The following is a 26,884-nucleotide window of genomic DNA, read 5'->3' on the forward strand; positions in this document are numbered from 1 at the left end:
TGAGTTTCCCGCAACCATTTCTATAACAGAAATTTCAAGCCGTTATTCCGATAACAATTGTTGTATTGTTTTACGTGTAAGTCCAAAATAGATTTGCTGACCCGGACGATATTGTTCCCTCAGTTCAAAATTTTCGAAAGACGGCCCGCCTGGAATATCGATATAGTCAGCCGGATTCCGGCTACCTCCACCCCAGTATTTCGCCCTGCCATTCACACGCACCAGCAAAGAAGTATCCGCCTCATGAGCGGCTACCCGCCAGTATTGTGTGAGCTTGTAGAAAGGACGATAACGCCAGCCCCACCTGGCGGTATAAGCAGCTGTTTCCGGCCACGCAGAGAGCTCATTCAATGTTTCGTCTGGTTGCGCCATTACTATAAAATCACCACTTTTGTTATGTAACATTTGCTGCGCCGGGTAAGCTGCTTTTTCAACAAAATCAATATCCTTGTAACCGGCATATAATGTTCTTGCATTCACTACTTTATCTTTCAGGTATAAATTCCTCAACCTGGAATAATTACCCATAGTAGCCGTCACCCCACAACGCTGCATGGGAGCGCTTCCTGGCTGCTGAAATACTTCTATACATAATTCCTCCGGTTGAGCACTACGGATACTAAGACGGAGATAAGGATGCGCACCGTTCAGGAATTTCTCCATAAAAACATACAGATATAAAATAGTTTTTTCCGGATGCTGCGGATCGGGTGCTACTACGCTCATGGTATCTGACACAATTATTCCGCGGGTGCCGGCACTCGCTAAAAACCTTCCCGGATCCGACGTTTCGCCGGTCCACATCAGCTTACCCCATTTACCATCTACCTGTGAGGGAGACACTTCACTGAACTCCATCTGTCCATTTACCACCGGTTCTATGGCGATGTAGTTAATGTGATAAACGATGTGCTGCCATTCATATCCTATCCGTAATAATCCACGTGGACCGCCATCATTGCCTGGTCTGGGGTTTTCTATGGCCGCAGGCCAGAGCCCCACCACAATGCCATTCCGGATACCCCATATAGGAGGACTGCCGGCATTATCAGGCCGGATCCATTCAGTAGGTGTATTCGTTGCGGATGGCTTTTGTCCTACCATCCATGCCGGCCATAATAGTATACTAACGGCAACGCCTATGGCAAAAACACATTTGCGTTGCCCGTTGATATGATACCATTTCATGGCAGTTATCTTCTTACAAAATCTGTTCATCCTGCTTTACTTTATCGGCCACTGGTTTGTTACTGTTAATATAACCTTAATACAAAAAATCACCAACCGGGATTTTGTACCAGGTTTGGATTTTTATTTATTTCTGCCTGTTGTATTGGCCACAGGTAATGCTTAGGTGCTACAAACACACGCCTTTCTATCACTGTTCTTTTATAAAAGTTATCATCATTGAGCGAAGCGCCGGCGCCTATATTCATACCGTGAATTTCTTTATTATCAATATTCCCGGCGATTTTCCAGCGATGGGTATCAAAATAGCGATGTGCTTCAAAGGCCAGTTCTATGCGGCGTTCATGATGAATACGTTCCCGCATATCTATCTGCGATAAGCCGGAAGGCAATGCCGGCAACCCTGAGCGGTCACGGATGGCATTGATATATTTGTATACATCTGCCACCGGCCCGTCTGCTTCATTCAGTGCTTCTGCATAGTTGAGATATTCTTCGCCTATGCGGTAATAGATCCAGGTATTTAAAGAAAACCTGTTTTGGAAGATGTCGGAAGTAGGGTTGACCATTTTCTTCATCAGGTAACCGGAGATGCAATAATCGGAGCCGGCTCTCTTTCTGCCGTCCAGCCCTTCATTCCAAAATTGTATGCCGCGATTTTTCCAGATGGCGCCGTTAAAGTTGATGCTGGCATAAAAACGCGGTTCCCGTTTCACATACATATTACGCACACCTGCCGGGTAATAATTGTTAGGATGATTAGCAGCCGCATAGCCCGTTTCCACATAGCCCGAGGCGGCATTGATCACCGGTGAACCATCGGCATTATACCCGGTAATAGGCCGTTGTCCGTTGTCCATTTCATAGTCATCTACCAGTTCCTGTGTGGGGCAAAAAATAGAGTAGCCACCATAACCGATTGGATTACTGCAACGCTCAAAGTGGGAGTGTTCACCGGCATTGCGGGCAAATAACACCTCTGCGTTGTTGCGTTCAATAAATACTTCCTGGTAATTTCTTACCGGATCGTTGGAAGCTGAGCGATACAATTTATACCCATTGGCTTCTGCGCCATCGATACATGCTTTGGCGGCCGTAGCTGCCTGTCTCCATCTCTCTTTATCAAAAGCCGGAAAAAGGGCGATGCCTTCCTTGTCTTTCAGCCCCACGTAATCGGGGTTACCATTCCATAAAGGGCTGGCCATATATAGCAGGGCCTGTGCTTTCAGCGCCAGCGCAGCGGCTTTGGTTACCCGGCCGTATTTGTCGGAGGTCACTGTCCAGTCCAGCAGCCCCGCTGCCTTATCGCATTCTGCCACAATAAAGCCGATGACCTTATCTATGGGTTGCCGGCGTATTTTCGTATAGTCTTCCGTGAGCGTATATGCATGATCACCGATCGGTACCGGCCCATAAATGCGGGCCAGCATAAAGTGAAAGAAGGCTCTTAAAAAAGTAGCTTCCCCGATCCACTTCTTCCGGTCTTCTTCCGGCATAGGCACCAGTGCTACATTCTCCAGGAAGATATTTGTTTTGCGGATACCTTCATACATAAATCCCCAGATATCCGGGTAGTAGTCATTGGCACTCCAGGCGCCTGAGTTTAACATGTGCGAGTACGCTCCCAAAAAGGTGATCTCCATTTCATCACTGGCGCCGGTAAAGGGATTGCGCTGGTCCCAGTCTGCCGCTCCCAGCATCACCGGAATATTGTTATAGGCAGATGTCAAAAAGGATTCTGCAAACTTTCTTTCGGAAAAAACTTTTTTGATATCCAGGTCTTCGTCCGGTGCTTTTTTCAGATAATCTTTTGTGCAGGATGGCACTAGCAGCACCAATAATCCCAATAAAAGGATGCTGATCTGCTTTTTTATTGTTGGAAATATTTTTTTCATCTGTCAGGTTTGAAAATTGAGCATTGGTTTAAAACGTGAGCTGGGTACCGAAGTTTATGCTGCGTTGTAAAGGATATCCGCCGGTACCATATTCTGATTCAGGGTCTATCGCTTTTACCTTATCCCAGGTGATCAGGTTATAACCATTTATAAATAGTCGTATGCCTTCCAGTCCAGGTCTGCTACCATGTTTCAGGTGGATGTTGTAGGCCACTTCCGCACTTTTCAACCGCACGTAGCTCGCATTTTGCAGGAACATGGTAGAGGTCCGGTTGTTATTCGGATTTTGCAAAGGCGATACCCGGGGATATTTAGCATTTGGATTTTCCGGTGTCCAGCGGTTATCATAGTATTCATGTAAAATATTAAATGTGCCGAGGCCCATCTGGAAAGCATACATAGAAGGTCCGTCTACAAAAAGACTGGCCTTAGCTGCGCCCGTGAAAAACACACTCAGTTCAAATCCTTTCCAGGCAAAGCTGGCGCCGGCGCCATATACAATTTGTGGCGTTCTGGCATAGCCGATAGGTACACGGTCATAATCATCGATCACGTTGTCGCCGTTTGTATCCTGGTATTTAATATCACCTGGTTTTACCTGTTCCATAAAATTCTGTCTGGGGCTTTTATCGATATCTGTCTGATCTTTAAAAAAACCTAATGCCACCAGTCCCAATGGCTGACCTATCGGTTGTCCTACGAATGACTGATACGCATATTTCGGGATAGGATCATCGTTTTGTGTACAGATGCTTCGGGCATAGGTAAACGTACCTCTGAAGCTATAAAAGAACCCACTATGTGTAGTTCGTTTCACTTCCAGCATCGCATCCAGTCCGCTGTTTTTAGCCATTCCCAGGTTGGCATATGGCAGGATGCCCGGATAGTAACCGGTTACCCTGGGTATCACACCCCGTTGAATTAAAATGCCTTTCCTGTTTTCTTTAAATCCATCTACCTGCAGGGTCACTGTACCATCGAATAATTCGAGATCTATCCCAAGGTTAGACTTGGTAGCTACCTCCCAGGTCACATCATCATTACCTAATTGTGCTTCATCAAATCCCTGGTAAAAGCGTTGGTTGTCGCCGAAGAGGTAAGACTGCCCGCTGCGGTTAATGGTGGTGAGGAATAAAAAGCGGCGGGCAGCAGGATCTATACTGATCTGGTCATTACCCACCTGTCCGTAGGATCCCCTGATTTTGAGATTGGAAATCGCTTTGATATGCCAGAAACTTTCATTGCTAATCACCCAGCCGGCGGATACAGACGGGAAGAAGCCATATTGTTTTCCTTCCGGAAAATTTTCCGATCCGTTGTAGCCCGCATTCACTTCCGCGAGATAGCGGTTTTTAAAGTTGTACGTAAGTCGTCCGGCCAGCCCCTGCCGGCGATACGGAAGATTGTTAATGGTGGTGCCGGCAGTCAGGTCTATAAATTCGCGGCGGTTGCCGAGGATCATACCGGTTACGTTATGACTGCCGAAGCTGCGGTTATAGTTAATTGCCAGCTCCGTATAGATGGCACGGTTAGCCCTGTTGATGACCGTGTATCCCATAGGCTGCTCTTCTCTTATGGTTGCGTAGAGATCATTGCCATTATTATCTTTTCCTCTGTATTGCTGAATGGCGTAAGGCTTTTTACGTTCTGTGGAAGCAAAGTAATAATGATCATAGGAGAACATGCCCCGCACAGAAAGCCCTTCTGTGACGAGTGAAGACAGGTCCCATTTACCACTGAAAGTACCTTGCAGGGTATTCATGTCCTGCCGTGTGTAACCAGCGCGGGTAACGAGCCCCCAGGGATTATTCTGCAGGTAGGACGTGGAAGCGCCGGCAATGGATCCATCCGGATTTACTTTTGGATAGTTAATGGGAGAAGTAATTTTCAGTGCGTCAAAAATATCAGGTGCTCGGGTGCCCGGATAGTTACCTTGCTGGATCACCCCGCCAACGCCCAGTTCCAGGCTGATTGTTTTGGATACGTTGATGTCTACATTCGACCGGAAGTTATAACGCTTCATTTGTGCATTGGTCTTATAAGCATTGGTAGGATCCTGTTTATAAATACCATTCAGAATCGTATAGCCTACATTGGTATAATACTTTATAATTTCGCTGCCGCCTGTTACACTGAGGTTATTGATGCTCTGAAAAGTATTTTTCTTCAGTACCGCATCTGACCAGTCTACGTCGGGGTACAGGTAAGGATCGGAATGGTCTTTAAATTTCTGTAGTTCTTCCGGTGTATATTTTACGGGAAGATGATCATTGTTCAGGGCTTCATTGATTAAGCCGGCATATTCGGCGCCATTAATATAATTGGGCAGGCGCAGGGCATCGAGGGTAGCATTTTCTGTGCGGAATACCACCTGTGGTTTTCCGATCTTTCCTCGTTTGGTGGTAATGAGGATGACGCCGTTGGCACCGCGCACGCCGTATACCGCCGTGGCAGAAGCATCTTTGAGGATAGAGAAGCTTTCAATTTCCTGTGTGTTCAGGTTGTTGATATCGCGTTCTACACCATCTACCAGGATGAGTGGACTGCTGTTGGCCCAGGTGCCGAAGCCGCGGATAAAAATGGCGGCGCCGTCATAGCCGGGTTCGCCGGAACTTTGCCTGGTAATTATTCCCGGCATACTCCCTGCCAGTGCGTTAGATAAAGAAGGCGTGGCAATCCGCTGCAGGTTATTCACCGGAACGCTGGAGATAGCGCCGGTCACGGATATTTTCTTTTGCTTGCCAAACCCTACTACCACTACATCTCCTAATGTACTGGATTGTTGTTTCATGGCTACATTCAGCTCCGTCAGTGTTTCCACGGGTATCTGCTGCGTTTCATAGCCAACATAAGTAAATACCAGTGTTACGTTCTTTTCTACTTTAATAGCATAGGTGCCGTCAGGATAAGTAGTAGTGCCTACCGGTGTACCTTTTACAATCACATTCACTTCTGCGAGCGGCTTGCCATTTGCGGCGGCCGTCACTTTTCCGGTAATCACTTTTTGTGCAGATAAGGTATAGATCGAAATGAAAAAAAAGAAAAGGAAGCCTGTACATCTTTTTTTTAAAGATCCTGGCATGGGAGGCCTTCCTTGAAGGGAAGCTTTCATAAACGTGTGGATTTTGGTGATTGGTTTAATCTGGCGTTACTTTAATCGTTTAAGCAACTGGAATTAAAGACGATTTGATGATGAATGCCTGTCTGTGTATAAGCGTAAATTATTATCGGAAATAGTGCTGCAATGATGCGATGGATATTGCGCCCGGCCTGCCCTCACCGGGCGCTCTTTATCATGCAGACAATGTTATTTTTTTACCGTCCACGATTGCACGTGTGGCGGGTATGATTCCATAAGCCACCTGCAGTGACGGGATACCTTTTTTCCAGCTAACGGTACCAAATCCTTTTTCAGTAGCAATAAAGCTGCTGAAGTCTCCAATCCTGGAATCTATGTAGATGGCTTTGTCTACTGCATCGTATCGCACACCGGTGAGTCCCTGCAATAGTCCGTAGCTGGACATGGCCCTTGCGTACCAGTGACCACATTCGTACTCATTAAAAGGATTACGTACGGTACCATCATATCTCTGGCGACAGGCCCGTACAATCTCCAGCCCTTTCGCTACTTCGCCCTGGAACATCAGGTGAGAAGCTACCTGGTATTCGATGCCGGTCCATACTTCATTGCTGTATACAAAGGGGAGCGACAGCATACCACCTTTAGGCCAGGAGCATAATAACAAGCCGCCTTCATTGCCCAACGCATAGGTAGAGCGTTGCGGATTCACGTGATTACTTAAATCTTTTTTCAGATTGTATTGGTGTACTGCGAGCAAATGACTTTTTGTTTTAGCCCTATCTACGGGTTCTTCCATGCCGCATACCCGGGCTATCCAGGAGCCCAGAATACCGTCCGACAAGCATCCCGTGCCATACTGATACTTAGGCCCTTCTTTTTTCAACAGCACCACTGCCTCGTCGGCATACTGAGTGCTGAATGATTGTGCCTTCACCGGATCAGGGGCATTTAATCCTGTCCATTGTATTTTTTGTATGAAGTATTCGCCGTTATAGAGTTCTGTTTCCAGGAGTTGTTTTCCTTTGTGATAGAGCGCGGTATATTCCGCTACATCATTACCCAGGAAAGTACCCATTAATGAAAACGCCTGTAAGGCACCCAGGTAAAAGCTGGTACACATACCAGTTGCTCCCCAGAATTCAATATCATAGGTATTATGGTGTGGTTCTTCCACCAGTCCTTTGCGGCGTGGATCCCAGGTACGGATGCAATAATCCATGCTCACTTTTACAAGTGGATACATTTGCTTCAGCCATTCATTGTCACCGCTGATGCGCCATTCGCGGTATACTTTCATGATGCCTCCCAGTTGTCCGTCTGCTGCCGAATGAAAATTATGTACCAACGGAGAGATGGGGATGTTAGCCCTGAAACCCTGATGCCCTTCTGCATTCTGATTTTCGTTGAACTCCGTATGACGCAAACTTCTTTCCAGCGCCGGAAATAAATGCGGCACCGCCTGTGCATAATTCCATACATGCGTGCATGTACCATGACAACTACCCCAGGTATCGCCGGAGCCTTCCCAGCACCAGAAACGGCCATCATACTGCCGCATCACCGTAGCTGATTTCAGAATGGTGAGGTTGGCGGCTACTGCTTCCAGTACTTCGGGCGGCAATGTACTTTTATAAAAAGCAGCTGTAAACAGTGCGGTCTTTTTATACAGGTCGGCATAGTTATCTTTCCAATAATCACTGACGGCGGCGATATCTTTAAACCGGCTACTGTACCATGGTTTATAATATTTCCCGAATGCATTAGCGTGTCCACTTACGTCCTCCCCTATACGTAGTTTTGAATCCGGTACATACCAGGCCATCATAAGACGGATTACTTTTTTCTCACCCGGCTTTAAACGAAATGGTACAAACAGGGAGCCACCGGGTGCATCTTTTTCTACCGGAGGTGTATTGCGCGTGTTTCCGTCTTTCAAAGTATTCCACACCATGGTCAATGGATCAAACCAGCCACCACGGAACCAGCAATGATCCACAACGGTATTAGGCTCCGTCGTAAAAATGGCGAAGTGGCCTTGCTTTTCTGTTGCATTTTCCGGTGCGGCCTGTGTTAGTACAAATCCGTTGGACATTGCTTTTATCGTGTGCAAGGTATCAGCCTGCCGCATAAAATTGCGCGCATTATAGGAGAAGATAAATTCTTCCGCTTTATTACCGGTATTCGTAAAATGATATTCCATTGCACCAACAGGCATACTGGCATGGTCTTCATCACCTGGAATGAAAGGACTCCAACCTTTTATGGCCACCTGTACCGGCATAGCCGGATCCTGGAGTGTGATGTCTGCAAACGGAAAGCGGGCTTTCATGACCGCATTTTTAAACCGTGGGAGTCCCCAGGTAGCGCCGCCGGTGCCGCCCAGTCCGGCATCCCGCTGACCAAACTTTTTCCAGTCGGGCACAGGTCCTTCCAATACCCTGGCTCCTCCTCCTTTCATGCTGATGGCTGCAAACATGGCCGGCTCATAAAACATTTCGGGATTGTGGTGTATAGACATATGTGAAATGGCGCCTGTGCCTTCCAGGCAAAACATACCGGCGCCAATACCTCCAATAGGAAACGCGATGCGGTTATTATATTTTCCCTGATAGGCATCATTAAAACGTCGGTCTTTTTCCATCGCCGGCGAGAGTTGCTCCTCTTCTTTTTTACCGGATGTATTTTTTGCCAGTGCAACTACCGGCAATGCAGAAACGCCCAGGTAGGCGACCGCAATATTTCTCAGAAAAAAACGTCGGTTGTTACTTTTTTTCATGTATCAGTTATTTTTAAAAATCAGCTGGCAGATGCGCTGGCCGGGCAATCGAATACACACGTAGGTTCACCTGCAAAGCTGGCGTAGCATTACTTCTTCTCTTTTTTACAATAGTTTTTCATACCACACCATGCAGTGTCTGATTCGTTTTGTTTTTCCGTGGCGCTTAACGCTTAATCGTTTAAGCAAATAGGCAATAAAAAAAATACTTTATAAAATTGAAACTATAATATTTTATCTGCGCCTCCAAATTTATTTTTAGAAGTCAGATAAAATCGTTGGCATTTTCGGATTAAGGTGTGCTCACTAACCGTTGCTTTTCGACTACTGTTGTTTCAATACCTTTCTCACTGATGGTAATAATCCTGTAGCCAAAAAAATGCTTATCAAATGCAATTACTGTCGAAGTTCTCACGAATTGTAAGGAAACAGCCGGCGTTACATACTGTTGTATATTTCCCTGCGACTGCATATCATCGAGGTGAAGATGTCCGCAAAAAATATATACTTCCTGCGGATGCTGCCGCAAAACCTCTGCTATTTTTTCGCGGCCTTTTAAAGGATACGCCCGGTCTACCTCTGCATTCACCGGCAGTATGGGATGATGTACAAACAGGATCACTTTCTGGTTGGTCTGCATCTCTTTTTTAAACCATTCCAATTGTACCGGGCTTATTTCTTCGGTCGAAGAGTCCAGGAAGATGTATTTATACCCTCCCTTTTCATCTGTATAATAAAGCTCCGTTCTTTCATCTGGCAACGGATTATAAAATGGAATGACTTCTTTAAAATGATCATGATTGCCCAGTACGATGCGATAGTTACCCGGATACTTATTTAAAAGATCAAAGAAGAAAGGATGCGAAGATTGATCTCCGATATCACCTCCAAAAACCACTTCCGTGATCCCGGCTGCCTGTACTTCCTGCAAAATATTTTTCAGGTCTTCTCTTGCATCCACCTGTCTGCCAGTAGTAAAAGCTTCGTCCATATGCGGATCAGTAATAAAGGCAATAACGTTTTTCATATGCATGGTTTGATACTAAATATACGGATTACTGATTGGGTATTCACTCATCCTTTTTTATATATCTGTTCCATGGAATAATATCGCTCCTACCTGCACATGTGCTGCATCTACCGGGAAAACAGACCTGCTCTATTTTCCCGGTATGCCATTTCTTATTGCGGCAGCAGCTGTTTTTGTAAGCCTTATTTTTCTTATTTAAACCAAACGGAGTGATCGTTTACAAACGCCTCGGCAGTACGTGCTGGCTTTTGGAGTATTTCCGCAACGGCGTTGCTGACATATGCTGCATCGCCGCGGCGCTGTACTTCCGTATATGCCATCAAAGTCTGCACAGCCCAGGGAGGTAATCCTTTCTTCTCCATCCATTGTTTGCCTTCCTCCAGGGTCAGCGGAATATAGGTAACCGGCTCTCCTACCACCTGGCTGAGGATGGCAGCGAGTTGCCCGTAGTTGATAGCTTCTCCACCGGTCAACACATAAGTGGCTGCTACATGTTTATCCGGCGCTGTCAGAATACTAAAAGCTACTTCTGCGATATCCCTCACATCGATATACGCTCTTTTCCCATCACCAGTGGCCTCCTGGATATTGCGTTCGTGCTTCACCCGCTCTGAAAATTCCCCTAACCAGTTTTGCATAAAACCGGTAGGCTGCAGCACGGTCCAGGGAATACCGGCTGCCCTTAACAGTTCTTCTACTGCACCGTGCGCCTGCCCGATCTGTGAGCTGGGCATATGCGTAGGCGAGCTTTTCGCTGCTGCTGCGGAAGATAACTTCACCAGATGTCCTACGCCTGTTTCAGCAGCCACCTGTATCACCTGGTGCTGCTCGTCTACAAAATTAGGCCCCATTCCGGATGACAGGAATACGGCGCGGCTATCTGCCATCGTTTTGTGTAAACTCGCCTTATCTGCCATATCTGCTTCCACCCATTCCACAAAAGGCAGCGCTACGGCCTTGCTTTTATTACGCGTAACCCCTATGGTAGGGACTTCGTTGGCTGATAAAAACCGGAGCAGTTCACTCCCTATCTTCCCGGTGGCACCAAATACAGTGATATACTGGTTCTTTTCCATTTTAATGATTTAATTTAGTAGACCCAAAGGTAATGGCCACAGCGGCCGCCGGTTAACGGGAAAGGAAGTCTCATCAACGCAAAAAGAAGTTTTATGATCAGCAGTTGCCAGGCGGGTAGTGCAGACAACACCCCGGTTCAGGAAAAAAAAGTCCGGATCAACGATGCTTCCGGTTTTCATATACAGCTGGAAGAGCTCTCCATGAAAGAGGTAGACCTCCGTTGGGGAAATTACAGCAACCCTACCCAAAAAGTATTGTCTTTTCTCCCCGCTAAAAAAGCCATTGTATCGCATTTCCGGATACAGGACGATAGTATCACCACCGCTACTACCATACCCGAAAAACATTTTGCTATTTTCCGGGAATCGCCTGAACCCTATGAAATGATCGTATCGCCTACGCTGCATAAAAACCGCGCCTTTTTTGAACTCCTGATGTCGGAGCATTTCTATCAGCATTTTTTTACGGAAGAAAGTCCGTTCATGAGCAGCTTCCAGCGCGATGAAACCATCAATACGCCCTCTCCCGCTTTCACCGCGCAAATGATGCCCGCCATGCAGGCTATCATCAACGACATGCGGCAAACACCGTACAACGGCCATTTACAAGCGGTATACCTGGAAGCCAAAGCCATCGAGCTTTTCCTCATGCAGGTGAAACAGCTCGATCATCAACATCTCCCGAAAAAAACAAAGTTACCTGCAAAGGATATTGAAAGTTTACACGCCATAAAGCAGTACATGGAGCAACATTACGAACAGCCACTGTCCATTACGGCACTGGCCCGCAAAGCAGGGATTAACCAGATGAAGCTCAAAAATGGCTTTAAGGAATTATTCAATACCACCGTGTTTGGCTACCTCAGTGATATCCGTATGCAGGAAGCGAAACGATTACTACAGGACGAGAAACTGTATGTAGGCGAAGTAGCAGACAAAATCGGGTATAAGCATCCGCATCATTTTACTGCAGCGTTCCGGAAAAAATTCGGCATGATGCCGAAAGATATCCGGAAATAATCTATCAGGTCAGATTTTTCCTACCTTTGATTTATTTAATTTTAGGAAGTGGAAAAAGTAAAAACCGCTTTCCTTCACCTGGATAACATTATACTTAATTGTTCCAAAAAAAGTGGATCATGCCATTAAAAAATGACATGATCCACTACGAAAATAATTCTTGCAACATCTGCCCAACAGAAGAATTCAATACAACGGATTCTGCACCATCTTCGGATCCGTTTGCGTTTCTATATATGGAATCGGCCACAGATAATCCCTTCCTGCGTTAAACGTCCGCACTTCTATCACGCGCATATCTGCCCTGTTAGGTACCTGGCTATAGTCCGCAATACCGTTGGCATCAATAGCAGGGGCGCTGGCTAAAAGACCTCTCGGTACACGGCCATACAAAGGCCCTTTCATTACTTTCTCTGCAATTTTCCAGCGACGTATATCAAACAACCGGAAACCTTCATTCGCCAGTTCATACATCCGTTCTTTACGCACCGCGGAACGCAATGCTGCCTGTGTGGATCCTACCGCAATCTCCGGCATGTTTACACCGGCTCTTTGCCGCACATCGTTGATCGCTTTAAATGCGGATGCATCCAGTTCATTGGCTTCCATTTTTGCTTCGGTATAGGTGAGCAATACTTCTGCATATCTTATCAAGGTGATGCTCATGGTAGACATGCGCATATTGTCTTTATCTTTCAGATCGATGTATTTACGCCAGCAATAACCGCTGAAGGAAGCATATGCGTTAACGGCGTCCTGGTTGACAATGCGGGTAGCCGGTGTAGTATTATAGTTCCAACTCATCAAGCTATCCTTATGCGTTTCAAACTGGTAATTAAAAAAGATAGATCCCGGTAAAGCAATCGTATACCCTAATCTTGGATCACGGTTTTCAAAAGGCTTCTTAGGGTCATACAGTGGTGATTTATCAATCGTAAGCCCATCGGTACATTCATAGCTGTCTACCAGCGATTGAGAAGGTACTTTGTTGGAAGCGCCGCCGGCATTCCTGCATAAAAGCGGATAAGGGCCCCCCCAATTAAGTACGGGCAATTGGTATTGCAAAGCCAGTATAACTTCTCCGGAATTTTTATTGTCATAAGAAAACAAGCGGGGGAAATTATCTTCCAGCTTATATACATTCAGGTCCATCACAGCTTTGGCGGCATCTGCTGCCACTTTCCATTTTTCATTATACAAAGCCACTCTTGCTTTGATAGCCAGTGCGGCGCCTTTGGTGGCACGTCCCGACTCTGCAGCAGGATAGGTTTTAGGCAGCCAGGCGGCAGCGCTATCCAGTTCTTCAAAAATAAAATCCAGCACTACCTGTTTCTCACTACGGGGCAACTGTGCTGTTTCTAAAGTAAGGGTATGCGTTACCAGTGGTACACCACCAAATAAAGAAATCAGTTGTTGATACATGTAGGCCCTGACAAACCGGGTTTCACCCATACTGCGCTTATACAATGCGGCATCTGTGAGCGGTTTTACTTTCTCTGCGTTGTCCAGTATATAATTACAGCGACCAATTACTTTATAAAAGTCGGTCCATAGCCCTTGCGTATAAGTGTTGTTGGCGTCATGATTGCCGGTACCTATTTTCTGCAGGTCGCTGGCATTACGTTCATAGCCAATATCGGTGGCTGCATCCAGCATCAGGCTAACGGTGGGACCTTCCAGCTGTCCGGGATCATAGTCATCCATCGGTTTGTTCATGGCCCTGTATAAGCCGTTTACCGCCAATAACAATTCATCCTGACTTTTAAAGAAAGATGCATCAGAAGGACCTCCGAGAGGGCTTTTATCCAGGTAGTCTTTATTGCAGGCTTGTATGGCCAATAAAGAAATAGTGATGATAATATAACAAGTAAAATGCTTCTTCATGATGACGGTTTTAAAAATTTACATTAACACCAAAACTGTACACCTTCATGACAGGATAATTATCCGCCACGCCAACAGCCGTTTCTACATCATAGCCCGGCCAGAATTTAGCAACCGTAAACAGGTTAGATCCATTTACAAAAACACGCACACTATTCAGCTTCGCCGATTTTGTCAGATGCGAGGGCAACGTATATCCTATCTGCAGATTCTTCAAACGCAGGTAGGCCGCGCTTTTCATCCAGAAGCTGGAAATCTGCTGGTTGTTGGTACCACCGAATACCAGTCGCGGGAAAGCTGCATTTGTATGTTCGGGTGTCCAGTAATCCTTAAATCTTTCCTGTGCCGTACCACCTACGGAACTCACATAAAAAGGCATGATGCCCGCGCCGTAAATTAATCCATCTACCTTACCTACGCCCTGCAGAAATGCACCGAAGTCAATACCTTTCCAGGAAGCATTCAGACTGACACCGTAGGTATAGCGCGGAATAGTATTTCCCATCACCACCTTATCATTTTCATTGATGATACCATCACCGTTCTGGTCTTTGTATTTAATGTCTCCTGGTGCAATGGTACCGAATTGTGTAGCATGTTTGGCTACTTCATCTGCATTCTGAAAAAAGCCTTCTGCTTCTAATCCAAAAATAGCATTCACCGGATATCCCTCTCTGCTAACGGTTACAGCAGATTGATTGATGCCGTGCATATCCACCACTTTGTTTTTCACATCAGAAACATTCACGCCAATGTTGTATTTAAAGTCTTTGATGTTACCATCGTAATTGATGCCCAGCTCCCAGCCTTTGTTACTTACTTTACCGGCATTCTGATAGGGAGCTTTGAGCCCGGTGATGAGTGGTATATTCAGCAGCAGCAGGATATCTTTTGTTTTGCTGCTATAATAATCTGCTGTTATAGAGAGATGTGAAAACAAGGTGACATCCAGCCCTACGTCACTCATCTCGGTACTTTCCCAGGTGATATTTCTGTTTGCCAATGCGTCCATAGCAGCTGCATTTACAATTTGTCCGCCGATGGTATAAGAGCTAAGATTCACTACTGTTGCCGATGGATAATTACCTATGTTCTGATTACCCAGTTTCCCCCAGGAGCCACGAAGTTTTAGTTCGTTGATCGCAGGTTTCAGTGCCGCCATAAAGGCTTCCTCTGAAATACGCCAGCCTGCAGAAGCGGAAGGGAAAACGCCCCACTTTCGGCCTTCCGCAAAACGGGAAGATCCATCGTTACGGATGTTTAATTCCAACAGGTATCTTTCTTTATAGTTGTAATTGACCCTGCCAAAAAAAGAGCGTAAAGACCATTCTGCACCGGAACCACTATTCTTCATATTACCCGCACCACCCGCATCCAGCACCGGATAATCAGGTAGGATATAGTTATCACGGGAAGCATTCAGTATATCCTGCCGGTAGCTGTTTTGCTCCGCGCCACCCAATATTTTCACATCGTGCTTACCCCAGGTTTTGTGAAAGGTGAGCGTGCCCCGCATGTTATTATAAAACTCTCTTTGATTGGATAGTTCCAGTAAACTTACCGTTGGATTTTTATTTGCCAGGCTCCCATCCGGGTGATAGGTCTGTAATGCTTCCGTAAATTTGTTCGTATAGCTTTGCACATATTTAGGGGCAATATTGAAAGAAGCTGTTAACCATTCTACTGGTTGATAGTTAATGGTCGTGTTCATGCTACCCCAGGGAGCACTTAACTTTTTTAACCCTCCTTCTTTGGCAGAAGCAGCGGGGTTGTTACCTACCCATCCTTCTCCCCGCGTGCCATTGGAGTTCACAGCCAGCTGGTTGGGAGAAATATTATTCATGTAAGCGAACAGCACATCTGCACCTGCCGATGGCTCTGTGGTCACAGGACTGATGTATTGCAGATCGAACTGCATGTTCAGCTTTTTAGAAAAAATGATATCTGTATTGGCACGGACCGTGAGGCGCTTAAATTCCGACTGTTCGATCAATCCCTTCTGATCAAAGTAGCCTACAGACAATAGCATTTTTACTTTGTCCGTTCCACCATTCACGGTCAAAAAATGACTTTGCTGAAAACCGGAACCGGTTAATACTGCTTTCTGCCAGTCGGTGTTGGGGAGTGAGTCGGAGCTGCCATTGCCCTGCCGCCGGTACTTTTCCAGTAATGTCTCTGAATACAAAGGGGTGCGACCGGAATTTTTATAAGCTTCGTTGGTCAGCAGCATATAGTCCAGTGCGTTGGTGAGTGCAGGCAGGTTGGTCGCCTTTTGCCAGCCCACATAATTGTTATAGTTGATAGAAAGCTTACTGCTTTTGCCACGTTTTGTTGTTACCAGGATAACGCCGTTGGCTGCCCTGGAACCATAGATAGAAGCAGATGCTGCATCTTTCAGTACGGTAACGGAAGCAATCACGTTAGGGTCAATGTTATTAATAGATCCTTCTACCCCATCTACCAGTACAAGCGGATCAGGATTTTTCAGTGTACCCCATCCGCGGATGCGGATGGTACCACCGTCGCCACCGGGTTTACCATTGCCTTGTGTGATGGTGACGCCTGGCATGGTGCCTTGCAAGCCGGCGGATGTTTGTCCAACGGGTCTGGCGGCCAGTGTTTCACCGGACACGGTGGCTACCGCGCCGGTGAGATCTACTTTTTTCTGCGTGCTGTAACCTACTACCACTACTTCCACAAGTGATTTTGGTGTGGGTGATAACCGGATACGTAAATTGGTCTGATCTTTTACCGGCTCCTGTATGGTTTGATAACCGATACTGGAAATCGTGAGTACATCCTGATCACTGATGTTGTTAATGGTGAAATGTCCGTTCACATCGGTTTGTACGCCTTTTGAGGTCGACTTCACACCTACCGACACACCTGGCAACCCCATACCGGTACTATCGGTGATGGTGCCGGTAATGGTTTTGTTGGACGCTTCTTTTCCGTTACCTGACGGAGTCGACTTTGCACCTGGTGTGCTTCTTTTTATCACTACCGTTCCATATTTAATCAGGTAGGTTAGTGGCAAATCTTTCAGGCATATTTTCAATGCTTCGTCCAGGGTTTTATTTTTGATTTCCACGCTGAGCGGTGGTGTATTCTCCAGCAACTTTTCATCACAGATAAACTGGTAACCGGTTTGTTTGCTGAGTATATCAAAAACTTTATCCAGCGGCATTTTGTTAGCCGACAGTTTTACCGTTTGCGTTTGTGCGCTGGCGGATAAGGCGCCTGCCATCAGTAGCCAGATGCTCAGCTTCCTGACCAGCCATGTTTTAAGTTTAGCCGGCACGCGGCTCCTCCTCCCGTGGGAGTGGGAAATGGTAAGCAGTTCCATACTATCTTTTGGTTGAGTTTAAAGTAAAGGATCGTTAAATATAAATGCGGGTGCTAAACGTGGAAAAGCATTATTTCATCATTGCCGGCATCACGGTAATTTTATTACCGTTGGTACTGAAATGCACCATACCGGTTTGTTCCAACAGTTCCAGCAACTGGGCAACATTTTCTTTACGGGTCATGCTACCATAAAGTTTAATGCCGGATAAATCTCCTTTGTATTCGATATCCACATCATACCATCGGGCAATTTGCCGCATAATCATACTGATATCTGTTTTACGGAATCTGAATTCTCCTTCTTTCCAGGCCATTACGTCTTCTATATCGGGCTTGCTGATCATAAACGTGGTGCCTGCATCGTTGATGCTGGCTTGTTGCCCGGGTTGCATCAGCGAGGTAGCATTGCCCTGCGATACACTCACCGCGCCTTCCACCAGGGTGGTTTTTACGCGGCCTTCATCGGTATAAGCCATTACGTTGAAGTGGGTACCCAATACATTTACCTGCATACCTCGGGTGCGTACAATAAAAGGCTTGTCGGCATTTTTGGCCACTTCAAAATAAGCTTCCCCTGTTAAGGTCACGGTTCTGTCGTTGCCGGTAAATGCTACTGGGAATCTCAGGGAGGAAGCGGCATTCAGCCATACCTGGCTGCCATCCGGCAGTACTACCTGGTACTGTCCCCCTCTTGGGGTGCTGATAGTATTATACTGTGGGGCCGCATTCGCATCTCCCTGGTTGGCGGTGTAAGCCAAACGGCCGCTGTCCAGTTTAATGATGCGTGTGTTGCCCTGACTACCCAGCGCTCCGTCGCGGGCGCTGTCTAAAACAATGGTGCTGCCATCTGCCAGGGTGAGTACGGCTTTGTTACCACCCGGAATAATAGCGCGCGTTGTGTTACCAGCCACTACTGCCACGCGGTTTACAGACCGATACCACCAGGAAAATCCGGTTCCCAGCAGGATCAGCAATACCGCTGCTGCAGCCAGTTTATACAGGATATGGATATGGGAAGATGTGGAAACAACAGAAGACGTATCGGCAGCAGCGTGTTCATTTATCATGGCTTCCCGCTGTCCTGCTTCCTGCATCACATCATGGAAAGCCTGTTGCAAATCCACGTCATGTTTTTCCGTATAACGATCTTCCGCCAGGATGGCGGCAATCATTTCGCCCAGTACCTGTTCGTTGTCATTCCCCTGCACCTGTACCTGCAGGCGTTGCAACTCCTCCGGAGTGATGCGATCGCCCAGGTACTTTTCCAATAATGCTTTTAATTCCTCATTTGACATAAAACCGGATGAAATATCAGCACACTCTCATGAAGGGCTGCTATTATAAAGACGAAAAAAATAATGATCAGAATCCCTGGCAGATAAAATAAATTACGAATTACGAATTACGAATTACGAATTACGAATTACGAATTACGAATTACGAATTTGCGCGGAGACAGTAAACGCAAAGAACATCCGCTGTTATCTACCCACCAATCCGTAATTCGTAATTCGTAATTCGTAATTCTTTATACCTCCAGATGACCTGTTTTAGCAGCCAGATGTTTCCTGATCGCTACAATAGAACGGGCAATATAGTTTTTGGAAGTAACGCGGGAAATATTCATCTGCCGGGCAATTTCATCGTGTGACATGCCCTGGAAGCGGCTCAACCGGAAGGCCTGTTGCATTTGCGTTGGCAACCGGTTGATCGCTGCATTCAGCTGTATTTCTACATCTTTGAATTCCAGTTTATCCTGCGCGGAAGGGAGATCTGATTCCATGTATACATCATAGCCATTTTCCTGCACCGTAGGTAACACCCGTTTCCTGAATTCATCCAGGATCATGTTTTTAGACATGGTATACAAAAAAGCGTCAAAGCGGTTGACTGCCGTTAACCGTTCCCGGCTCATCCAGACTTTGATAAATATTTCCTGTGTAAGATCTTCTGCCTTTGCCGCCGACTTCACAAATTGCAGGGCATTGGCATACATCTTCTCCCAATAACGGTCAAATAACAGCTGGAAGGCCTGTTGGTCTCCCGCAGCCACGCGCTGCAACAGCTCTTTTTCATTATGTAAGCTATCTTTCAGCAAGGAAGGTCATGGAATTTAATACAAAATAACAATTTTGTGGAATTACACGGTATATACTACGTTACTGCTAAAGACGGTAAAAAGAATCGGTCGAATCCTTCCGCGATATTATTTTTTTAAAAAGATTTTATCTCGGTATAAATAGTACCGCATCCGCCACCACAATACCCTCTGTTTTGTGGTTATCAATTTCCACATAGGCGCCGGTGCCGGTTTTTAATTCATAACTACCCAAACTTACCCATTCTCCGGAAGTTTGCCCCAATACCTTCACCGTTTGCGCAGCAATCAGCTTCTCCGTAGTACGCTTCCCATCATTGATTTTCACATGCATATTACCATCCATACCGGGCAACCGCGGTACATAGGTGTACACTTCGTATTTGCCTGCTTTTTTCACCTCCGGCGTAAAGCGTACTGATTTGGCGGTGGCGCCTTTGCTGTCGTCTGTCAGCAAAGAAGGGCCATACCCGCCATGGATAGCCGTTTTCCATTCACCCGTAATGGTTACATGGGCAGCGTCATTATCATCTACCAAAATCTCCACCGGACTGTTATCCACCAAAGGATTGGTGAGCAACAGCTGCTGTACTTTCTTGACATCCGTTTCCTGTACAGAAGTTTTATTATCGATGGCTACAGCTGCGGCTGTTGCGGCCGATTGGCCCAACACCATAAACACCGGCTCCATGCGAATGGATCCATAGGCAATGTGCGTAGCAGACAAACAAACAGGTACCAGTACATTACGGGCATCTCCGGCTTTTGGAATAATAGAGCGGTAGGAAACAGGGTAAGGGCTCAAACCGCCAATTTCTACATCTCCTTCATTCTTCACCATACCGTTTACGACTATACGCTGGCAGTTATGAGAATCCATGTTATAAGCCGCCATGCCTACTCCATCTGTAACCACTTCCCTCCTTTCACAGTTAGCCTGCGTCATCACGTAGTCGCCTATCATCCGCCTTACTTCTCTCACATACATTTGAGGGGACCAATGGCCATTATCTTTGTATTCGTCTTTGGGATAGCCCCAGGTCAGCATTTCAGTCCGCAGATGAGCAGGCACCCGCTCATCATGTCCTATAAAGTACAGTAAGCCTTTGGTATAGATTTCATGGTCATGGATGATTTTTTTTCGCGTAGCATAAYCCGCGTCCGGATAGTCATAGTTCATCCCGATCATGTCCGTGGAAAAAGCGCCTTTATTATTGATATCTGTTTTGCCGTTGGGCATCAGGTCCAGCTTGAGCATGGGCGACAGATTTTTCGGCTTTGTGTTTTCCAGCAGGCGGAGCAATAATTCGTATTTAGTCGGATCGTATCCTTCGGGGGCTGTAATCGGAATCCGGTTAGCCGGCTCGTTAGTCAAACAAATCCTGAAATTATAAGCCTGTACAAATTTATCTCCGGCGCCATGATCTGCCAGGGTACCGCTGGCAATTCCCCAGAGCAGGCCGCTTTCCGGTTTGCCAGGTATTTTGTACGGGTCTATACCATCCGGGAACTGGTGTATTTCTCTCAACTGTACGCCGTTATAGGTTTCATTGTACTGACTGTTGGCTTCGCGGCCTACTGTATAGGCGATGCCTGCTTTCGCCATCAGATCGCCTTCATAGGAACAGTCGATGAACATTTTGGCTTTCACCACACGGGTGTCTGCACCATTCACCACAATTTCCGTGATATAGCCATTCTCCTTTTTAGCGCTGCTGATGGCATATTCATAGAGTACCGGTACATTGGCTGTTTTAATATATTGCTGAAACGCATTTTCGGCCACGCCAGGCTCAAAAATCCATTGTTCCAGTTTACCATAGTGCTGTCCCATCCGGCGATAGAAGTCGCGGGATAAGCCGGTAATCGCATATTTATTACCAATATCTGTATAACCCAATCCGCCGGAGGTGAGTCCGCCCAGGTGTTTATCGGGTGATACCAGTATCACGGTTTTGTGTAATTGCTTTGCGGTATAGGCAGCGATTACACCGGCAGAGGTGCCGCCATATACGCAGATATCTACTTCTACAGGCGCGGCAGCATAGCATAGATTACCCGCAGGAAAGAGGCAACAGGCCCCCAGGAGAACGTGCTTATATCGCCCGAGGAGGGCGGAAATGATGTTCGTCTTCATACGCAGAATATAAATAATGACCGTTTAGGAGGTCTTATGCTATAAAGACGAAAAAACAGGTAGCAGGAATTCGTTGTGCAAAAAATAAATTTTACGCCGGATAATTCCAGACCATCGGCATATGGAACTTTATAACCGGTTAAGTATCTTTGTGCCCTTCAACAACGCAGATACCGCAACAATTAACGAATAAAAGATTTTAATATGACAGCAACATCTATACTGCTAGACGGGAAAGCTTTATCCAAAGAAATGGAGGCAGATTTAAAGGTAAGGGTAGAGAAAATCATCGCACAAACAGGTGTAGTGCCGGTATTGGCCACTATCCTGGTAGGCAATGATCCTTCTTCAGAAGTATATGTAAAAATGAAAGGTAATGCCTGCGAGCGCGTGAGCATGAAGTCACTGCGGGTACATTTACCGGAAGAAACRACGACAGCGGAATTATTAGCGGAAATTGAAAAATTAAATAATGACGATCAGATCTGTGGTATACTGCTGCAGCATCCTGTTCCTCATCAGATCGATGAAAGGGCCTGCTTCGACAAAATTGCCATCCATAAAGATGTGGACGGAGTTACTTGTCTGGGTTTTGGCCGCATGTCCATGAGCGAACCCGCTTATGGCAGCGCCACACCAGCCGGCATTATGGAGCTGCTGAAGCATTACAAACTGCCTATTGCCGGCAAACATGCGGTAGTAGTAGGTCGTAGCCCTATTCTTGGTAAACCGGTAGCTATGATGCTGCTGAATGAAAATGCCACTGTAACCATTTGCCACTCCAAAACCAACAACTTAGCGGAGCTGATCAAACAGGCCGACATAGTAGTTGGCGCCGTAGGCAGACCTGAATTTATTAAAGCAGAATGGATAAAAGATGGCGCTATTGTAGTAGATGCCGGATRTCATAAAGGCGGACTGGGTGATGTGGAAATCAATAAAGTAAAAGATCGCGCCGCTGCTTACACCCCGGTACCAGGTGGCGTTGGCCCGATGACCATTGCTACCTTAATAGCACAGACGGTGGCATCTGCTGAAAAGAAAATAACCGCATAATAAAATATGGTGAAAGGTGTTACTGTATAGTGGCACCTTTTACTTTTTACCCATTACCTCTTTATAAATTTCATCGAAAGATTTTCCTTTATGCCCCTGAAATAAAGTGGAGAACTTCATTTCCGTTTCTTTTAATAACTGTATACATAAGCGCTTATCATCCTGCCCCATTTCAGCCAACATCATCTTTGCCAGTTTCCCGATGCGTTCCTGGCAAACAGCAATTACCTTTTCGCCCTGGGTTGTCAACTCCAGTCGCTTTGAACGTTTATCAGTTTTGTCGTTGATTTCCTTCAGGAAACCTTTTGCTTTCAGGCGGTTCAACATATCCGTTCCGCTGGACACCTCCAGCAGACATGCATAGATCACTTCCGATTTTTTCGGATGCTTATGTTGCTGGATCGTTAGCAGCAATCCAAATTCTTCCATCTGGGTAACGCCCGTATTTTCGAAAGCCGCATGCGCATAGGTCATGTTCAGCTTATTGATCCTCCCGATTATCCGCAGCAGCAGTCCGTCTGTATGAGGCACCACACCACCTGCCAGTGCGCCTGAGCTGTTGCTTTCTCTTGTATGAATCAGCTGATACCGGCAAAAGTCTTCAATGCTGGCTCCCGGATGCCGCTCTGCAAATTCGCCCCACCGGTTAATGAGTTCAATTGTTTTCTGCATCAGTTATTTCGTTTTCGTAGTAAAAGTAAAAAAAAGATGAGCGATACGTACCAACTATTACGTTTTCGTATTACATTTGTTATAATAAACAATGTTTACGTAATAAAACAATGATAACTATGCTTTCTCCCTATCTTCTTCCTGCGGCTTTAGTATGCCACATCGCAGGACTGGTCATGATGGCTGGTACTACTTTATCCGACTTCATTGCTTTCAAACAGTTTTGGAAACACTATCCTGGTAACCCGCTCAGTACACAGGGCTTACAACAAACCATGTCTAAATTCCCCATGATCATGGGACTCGGTGTGGGATTGCTCATTTTGTCCGGCGTAGCCATGATGGCCCTTACCCAGGGAGTGTTTGCAGAGATGCGCTGGTTCCAGGTAAAGCTGGCCGTGGTCATTATATTGATATTAAACGGGTTATTGGTGGGCAGAAAACAAGGCGTAAAATTACACCAGCTGCTAACCGTTGCAGATGGTCATATGAGTAGTGAGCTGCAACAGGTGAAGGTGAACCTGCGCCGCTTTCATATCATGCAGTTAACACTATTTGTTATCATCATCATTTTAAGTGTATTCCGGTTTAACTGAGGTGTGCGTGGCTGTCTTTTTATACGACAGCCACTTTTGACAGCCTGATGATTGTCGCTTTCGACCCGCTATATTGGCGTGTTAGCACCCGATACAAACCAATATATCCCGTTAAGTTTGCAGTAGACAAAACGATCCGCTATGAAAGCACAATTAATCAGTGAGATAGATCTCACCGGCAGCACCCTTTTACGGTTACTTTCTTCTTTTACAGAAGAACAATTAAATAAGATTCCCTTTGAAGGCAGCTGGACCGCCGGACAGGTAGCAGAGCATATATGGAAGGCGGGAGACTGCAGCCTGCTCTATGGTCCTGCCACACCAACAGATCGAGTACCCGATGAAAAGGTCGATGCCATCAAAGCCATGTTTTTAAACTTCAGCATTAAAATGACATCGCCTGACATGATTCGTCCCGGCAATGATTATCTTACTAAAGAAGTGATACTTGGCAACATTCACCAGATATGGGAAAAGCTGACCACTGCTGCACATACACTCCATTTACAGGAAGAATGTACCAGCTTTGAAGTACCTGGCTTCGGACCTTTTACCAGGTTGGAATGGATACAGTTTATCAACATTCATACACAACGACATATACATCAGCTGCAAAACATACAGGCACATTTGATAAGCGCACAATTACACGCCTAGCCCGATCTTCATTCGCTCTATTTGCCGCCGGTGACGCAAAATGTGTACTATGGCATGTTCCATCAGTTGTTCGATGTCGTATAACTGTCCCCAGTTGGTAAATATTTTCTTTGCATTATCCGGTTGTTCCAGCTCATCGTCTTTAATGTCGTTGAATACTTCGGTGGTAAACCGGAATGCATCTCTCAGATCATTTATATAATCGCCGGCGGCAGAGCGCAACTTCTTATCCGGCTTTTCATACACATGCCCCTTGAAACGGTGGATATAACCTGCGTAGGAATACATGGAACCAGCCACGTGCGCTAACACGGTTTGAATGGACCGGCAGTCAGGATTGAGGGTAAGTGGATCGGCAATAGCTACCAACGCAGTATCAGGAATACCTGTAATGCATACCACCAGTTCAGCTACCGCTCTTTCATATTCGTCCAGTAAGGCGCCAATGGCGCCTTGTCTATATACTTTATCCATTTTACAACTCCCCGGTAAAAGAGGAGCGATAAAATTAATGTTTTCCTATTTAAAATTGATGCCAAGACCAATCTGTGCCTGTTGTGTTTTCCACTGGTAGCGGTCATCAATATTATTTACATCTGATAATCCCAATACATAGCGTGCATATACATGTAATATATCAAACGTTAAAGTGGCGCCGGCAGCCAGTCCCAGGTCACTGCGTTTAAAAGCGGCCCGGCTATAAGTGAGCAGATTTTCATTGGCATAAAATAAATAACTGTACTCCGGACCTGCATTTACGGTGATCATTTTGTTGATATTGTAACGCAGCAATACCGGCACGGTAAGGTAACTTAACTTAATGCTTTTGTTGGCGCCATCATTACTGGAGTGAATATATCGGGAACTGAAGTCATCGCCACGTTTTGGAGAAGCCTGTGAAAACAATAACTCCGGCTGAATGCCCCATTTCTTTGTAAAATCATAACTCGCAAAAACACCGATTCTTCCGCCTAAGGTATAATTCGATTTTATCCCTTCTCCGTTCAGCCTAAACATATTCAGATCGGCCTTTATTCCGTAATGCAATTGTTGTGCGTTCACTACGGAAACAACAGCGCATAGGATAGCCACTGCCAATATTCGTTTTTTCATAGTTGATCAATTTAACCATAAAGAAACGAATTGATCAGATGCGTATTGCAGCCGCATTACCACTAATAGATGATCCTCCTGTTTTTCACTATCACGTGCGGAATTTCCTCGGCCAATCAGATACGGTCAAAGGCTCAGATTTACTTTTTGCCCTGTTTTGGCCGCTTTATAAATGGCATCAATGATCTTTAAGTCTTTCACGGCCTCCTCTCCGTTCACCGGCACAACCGGCTGTTTTCCTTCCAGGAGGATGCCTGCCATTTCTTCCATCTGCACGGTTTGATGGGTTACATGTGGCTGTGTTAACTCGCCCTTGCTGGTGCGTCCTTTAATAGGACCGTAGCCGGTGGATGGCCATAATTCGGCAAATCCTTTTTCGCCGTTTAAGAAAAAGCGGTCCAGGTTATTCATGTTATACGTGGATAAACAGGAGGCTACTGCCCCTCCCGGGAAGCCAAGCTGGAATTGTATGGTTTCATCCACACCTGCTTTAAATTTCACCGGATCTGTTTTTGTTTCCTGTGCAGTCACCCATACAGGATCTTCTCCTACCATATAACGGGAGCCGTTGATGGCATAGATCCCGATGTCCATCATAGATCCACCACCTGCCAGTTGTTTATTTAGACGCCACTGTGTAGGATCACCGATTTTAAAACCGCATTGTCCCTGGAAAAACAGGATCTTACCCAATTCGCCTGCATTTCTCATACGGATGATCTCCAGTGTTTTGGGCTCAAAATGCATGCGGTATCCTACCAAGAGCTGCACATTTGCCTTTTTGCAGGCATCCACCATTTCCTGCCCTTCCCGCGCATTTACCGCCATGGGCTTTTCACAGATCACATGTTTACCTGCAGCGGCTACACGTATTACCTGGTCATGATGCAGGCCGTTAGGTGTGGTGATATACACTACATCAATGTCTTTGTTATCTTTTATCTGGTCAAAGTTGTCGTAGTTGTAACAGTTCTTTTCCGGAATAGCGAAGCGGCTCTGCCAGTCTTTAATTTTAGCAGGGGTACCACTGATCACTCCTACCAGTTTAGCTTTTACGCAAGCGCGCATCGCTTCTGCTACACGGTTACCATAGCCACCTAACCCCATGATGGCCACCCTTAAAACGGGCCCATCGTAGTTATTCATGCGCGCGGCCCACCCGGTCAGCGGCATTAACGGCATTACCATAGCAGTAGCAGCAATTTTTTGCAGAAAGTCACGACGTGAGTTCATAACGGGAATATTTTGGGTTTCAT

19 protein-coding genes are annotated in these 26,884 nt (G+C 46.0%); 4 read left to right on the forward strand and 15 right to left on the reverse strand.

Annotation, left to right across the window (positions count from 1 at the left end; translation table 11 throughout):
* Nucleotides 1-42: 42 nt before the first annotated feature.
* The 6 genes from AC1DP6_RS12360 to AC1DP6_RS12385 form a co-directional block, all read right to left on the reverse strand.
* Nucleotides 43-1,218, reverse strand: coding sequence for a hypothetical protein (locus tag AC1DP6_RS12360; RefSeq protein WP_477055090.1), 1,176 nt, complete (start codon nucleotides 1,216-1,218; stop codon nucleotides 43-45).
* 59 nt (nucleotides 1,219-1,277) lie between these two features.
* The gene (locus AC1DP6_RS12365; protein ID WP_477055091.1) at nucleotides 1,278-3,083 is read right to left on the reverse strand and encodes a RagB/SusD family nutrient uptake outer membrane protein; all 1,806 of its coding nucleotides are present in this window, start codon (nucleotides 3,081-3,083) and stop codon (nucleotides 1,278-1,280) included.
* A 28-nt stretch (nucleotides 3,084-3,111) separates the two neighbouring features.
* Nucleotides 3,112-6,195: a SusC/RagA family TonB-linked outer membrane protein gene (locus tag AC1DP6_RS12370; RefSeq protein ID WP_477055092.1), complete on the reverse strand. Its 3,084-nt coding sequence runs from the start codon at nucleotides 6,193-6,195 to the stop codon at nucleotides 3,112-3,114.
* A 181-nt stretch (nucleotides 6,196-6,376) separates the two neighbouring features.
* The gene (locus tag AC1DP6_RS12375; RefSeq protein WP_477055093.1) at nucleotides 6,377-8,941 is read right to left on the reverse strand and encodes a GH116 family glycosyl hydrolase; all 2,565 of its coding nucleotides are present in this window, start codon (nucleotides 8,939-8,941) and stop codon (nucleotides 6,377-6,379) included.
* Nucleotides 8,942-9,233: 292 nt separating this feature from the next.
* Nucleotides 9,234-9,968: a metallophosphoesterase family protein gene (locus tag AC1DP6_RS12380; protein ID WP_477055094.1), complete on the reverse strand. Its 735-nt coding sequence runs from the start codon at nucleotides 9,966-9,968 to the stop codon at nucleotides 9,234-9,236.
* A 194-nt stretch (nucleotides 9,969-10,162) separates the two neighbouring features.
* Complete coding sequence (locus AC1DP6_RS12385; RefSeq protein WP_477055095.1) at nucleotides 10,163-11,047, reverse strand: NmrA family NAD(P)-binding protein; 885 nt, start codon at nucleotides 11,045-11,047, stop codon at nucleotides 10,163-10,165.
* A 93-nt stretch (nucleotides 11,048-11,140) separates the two neighbouring features.
* Between AC1DP6_RS12385 and AC1DP6_RS12390 the strand changes: the two genes are divergently transcribed.
* The gene (locus tag AC1DP6_RS12390) at nucleotides 11,141-12,067 is read left to right on the forward strand and encodes a helix-turn-helix transcriptional regulator (protein WP_477055096.1); all 927 of its coding nucleotides are present in this window, start codon (nucleotides 11,141-11,143) and stop codon (nucleotides 12,065-12,067) included.
* A gap of 186 nt (nucleotides 12,068-12,253) precedes the next feature.
* Here the strand turns inward: AC1DP6_RS12390 and AC1DP6_RS12395 are convergent, their stop codons facing one another.
* From AC1DP6_RS12395 to AC1DP6_RS12415, 5 genes are all read right to left on the reverse strand, one after another.
* A complete protein-coding gene (locus AC1DP6_RS12395; protein WP_477055097.1) occupies nucleotides 12,254-13,951 on the reverse strand; it encodes a RagB/SusD family nutrient uptake outer membrane protein in 1,698 nt (565 codons plus the stop codon).
* Between the two features lie 10 nt (nucleotides 13,952-13,961).
* Nucleotides 13,962-17,297 carry a TonB-dependent receptor gene (locus AC1DP6_RS12400; RefSeq protein WP_477055098.1) on the reverse strand — a complete coding sequence of 1,112 codons (3,336 nt, stop codon included), beginning with the start codon at nucleotides 17,295-17,297 and terminating at the stop codon, nucleotides 13,962-13,964.
* Nucleotides 17,298-17,367: 70 nt separating this feature from the next.
* Nucleotides 17,368-18,594: a FecR family protein gene (locus AC1DP6_RS12405; protein ID WP_477055099.1), complete on the reverse strand. Its 1,227-nt coding sequence runs from the start codon at nucleotides 18,592-18,594 to the stop codon at nucleotides 17,368-17,370.
* Nucleotides 18,595-18,827: 233 nt separating this feature from the next.
* Nucleotides 18,828-19,397 (reverse strand): RNA polymerase sigma factor, encoded by a 570-nt coding sequence (locus AC1DP6_RS12410; RefSeq protein ID WP_477055100.1) that lies wholly within the window; start codon nucleotides 19,395-19,397, stop codon nucleotides 18,828-18,830.
* 127 nt (nucleotides 19,398-19,524) lie between these two features.
* Nucleotides 19,525-21,534 (reverse strand): FAD-dependent oxidoreductase, encoded by a 2,010-nt coding sequence (locus AC1DP6_RS12415; protein ID WP_477055101.1) that lies wholly within the window; start codon nucleotides 21,532-21,534, stop codon nucleotides 19,525-19,527.
* Nucleotides 21,535-21,738: 204 nt separating this feature from the next.
* Here AC1DP6_RS12415 and folD point away from each other — a divergent pair, with 204 nt between their 5' ends.
* Nucleotides 21,739-22,590 carry a bifunctional methylenetetrahydrofolate dehydrogenase/methenyltetrahydrofolate cyclohydrolase FolD gene (gene folD, locus AC1DP6_RS12420; RefSeq protein ID WP_477055102.1) on the forward strand — a complete coding sequence of 284 codons (852 nt, stop codon included), beginning with the start codon at nucleotides 21,739-21,741 and terminating at the stop codon, nucleotides 22,588-22,590.
* Nucleotides 22,591-22,629: 39 nt separating this feature from the next.
* On the opposite strand, the gene AC1DP6_RS12425 is transcribed toward folD, so the two are convergent.
* Nucleotides 22,630-23,262, reverse strand: a complete 633-nt coding sequence (locus tag AC1DP6_RS12425; protein ID WP_477055103.1) for a MarR family winged helix-turn-helix transcriptional regulator — start codon at nucleotides 23,260-23,262, stop codon at nucleotides 22,630-22,632.
* Nucleotides 23,263-23,381: 119 nt separating this feature from the next.
* Here AC1DP6_RS12425 and AC1DP6_RS12430 point away from each other — a divergent pair, with 119 nt between their 5' ends.
* Nucleotides 23,382-23,858: a hypothetical protein gene (locus AC1DP6_RS12430; RefSeq protein WP_477055104.1), complete on the forward strand. Its 477-nt coding sequence runs from the start codon at nucleotides 23,382-23,384 to the stop codon at nucleotides 23,856-23,858.
* Nucleotides 23,859-23,999: 141 nt separating this feature from the next.
* Nucleotides 24,000-24,515 (forward strand): DinB family protein, encoded by a 516-nt coding sequence (locus tag AC1DP6_RS12435; protein WP_477055105.1) that lies wholly within the window; start codon nucleotides 24,000-24,002, stop codon nucleotides 24,513-24,515.
* Here the strand turns inward: AC1DP6_RS12435 and AC1DP6_RS12440 are convergent.
* The 3 genes from AC1DP6_RS12440 to AC1DP6_RS12450 form a co-directional block, all read right to left on the reverse strand.
* On the reverse strand, nucleotides 24,504-24,989 hold the full coding sequence (locus tag AC1DP6_RS12440) for a DinB family protein (RefSeq protein WP_477055106.1): 486 nt from the start codon (nucleotides 24,987-24,989) through the stop codon (nucleotides 24,504-24,506). The genes AC1DP6_RS12435 and AC1DP6_RS12440 overlap by 12 nt on opposite strands.
* Before the next feature lie 45 nt (nucleotides 24,990-25,034).
* On the reverse strand, nucleotides 25,035-25,628 hold the full coding sequence (locus AC1DP6_RS12445) for a porin family protein (protein WP_477055107.1): 594 nt from the start codon (nucleotides 25,626-25,628) through the stop codon (nucleotides 25,035-25,037).
* A 126-nt stretch (nucleotides 25,629-25,754) separates the two neighbouring features.
* A complete protein-coding gene (locus tag AC1DP6_RS12450; RefSeq protein ID WP_477055108.1) occupies nucleotides 25,755-26,861 on the reverse strand; it encodes a Gfo/Idh/MocA family protein in 1,107 nt (368 codons plus the stop codon).
* Between the last annotated feature and the right edge of the window lie 23 nt (nucleotides 26,862-26,884).

Source organism: Chitinophaga sp. 01L420, from assembly GCF_056399985.1.

What these genes read in the sequence shown, in the direction of transcription:
- AC1DP6_RS12385 (WP_477055095.1), bottom strand. Translation starts at nt 11,047, where the DNA reads ATGGAAAAGAACCAGTATATCACTGTATTTGGTGCCACCGGGAAGATA.
- AC1DP6_RS12405 (WP_477055099.1), bottom strand. Translation starts at nt 18,594, where the DNA reads ATGTCAAATGAGGAATTAAAAGCATTATTGGAAAAGTACCTGGGCGAT.
- AC1DP6_RS12365 (WP_477055091.1), bottom strand. Translation starts at nt 3,083, where the DNA reads ATGAAAAAAATATTTCCAACAATAAAAAAGCAGATCAGCATCCTTTTA.
- AC1DP6_RS12375 (WP_477055093.1), bottom strand. Translation starts at nt 8,941, where the DNA reads ATGAAAAAAAGTAACAACCGACGTTTTTTTCTGAGAAATATTGCGGTC.
- AC1DP6_RS12435 (WP_477055105.1), top strand. Translation starts at nt 24,000, where the DNA reads ATGAAAGCACAATTAATCAGTGAGATAGATCTCACCGGCAGCACCCTT.
- AC1DP6_RS12370 (WP_477055092.1), bottom strand. Translation starts at nt 6,195, where the DNA reads ATGAAAGCTTCCCTTCAAGGAAGGCCTCCCATGCCAGGATCTTTAAAA.
- AC1DP6_RS12450 (WP_477055108.1), bottom strand. Translation starts at nt 26,861, where the DNA reads ATGAACTCACGTCGTGACTTTCTGCAAAAAATTGCTGCTACTGCTATG.
- AC1DP6_RS12395 (WP_477055097.1), bottom strand. Translation starts at nt 13,951, where the DNA reads ATGAAGAAGCATTTTACTTGTTATATTATCATCACTATTTCTTTATTG.
- AC1DP6_RS12360 (WP_477055090.1), bottom strand. Translation starts at nt 1,218, where the DNA reads ATGAACAGATTTTGTAAGAAGATAACTGCCATGAAATGGTATCATATC.
- AC1DP6_RS12445 (WP_477055107.1), bottom strand. Translation starts at nt 25,628, where the DNA reads ATGAAAAAACGAATATTGGCAGTGGCTATCCTATGCGCTGTTGTTTCC.
- AC1DP6_RS12390 (WP_477055096.1), top strand. Translation starts at nt 11,141, where the DNA reads ATGATCAGCAGTTGCCAGGCGGGTAGTGCAGACAACACCCCGGTTCAG.
- AC1DP6_RS12380 (WP_477055094.1), bottom strand. Translation starts at nt 9,968, where the DNA reads ATGAAAAACGTTATTGCCTTTATTACTGATCCGCATATGGACGAAGCT.
- AC1DP6_RS12440 (WP_477055106.1), bottom strand. Translation starts at nt 24,989, where the DNA reads ATGGATAAAGTATATAGACAAGGCGCCATTGGCGCCTTACTGGACGAA.
- AC1DP6_RS12430 (WP_477055104.1), top strand. Translation starts at nt 23,382, where the DNA reads ATGCTTTCTCCCTATCTTCTTCCTGCGGCTTTAGTATGCCACATCGCA.
- AC1DP6_RS12425 (WP_477055103.1), bottom strand. Translation starts at nt 23,262, where the DNA reads ATGCAGAAAACAATTGAACTCATTAACCGGTGGGGCGAATTTGCAGAG.
- AC1DP6_RS12400 (WP_477055098.1), bottom strand. Translation starts at nt 17,297, where the DNA reads ATGGAACTGCTTACCATTTCCCACTCCCACGGGAGGAGGAGCCGCGTG.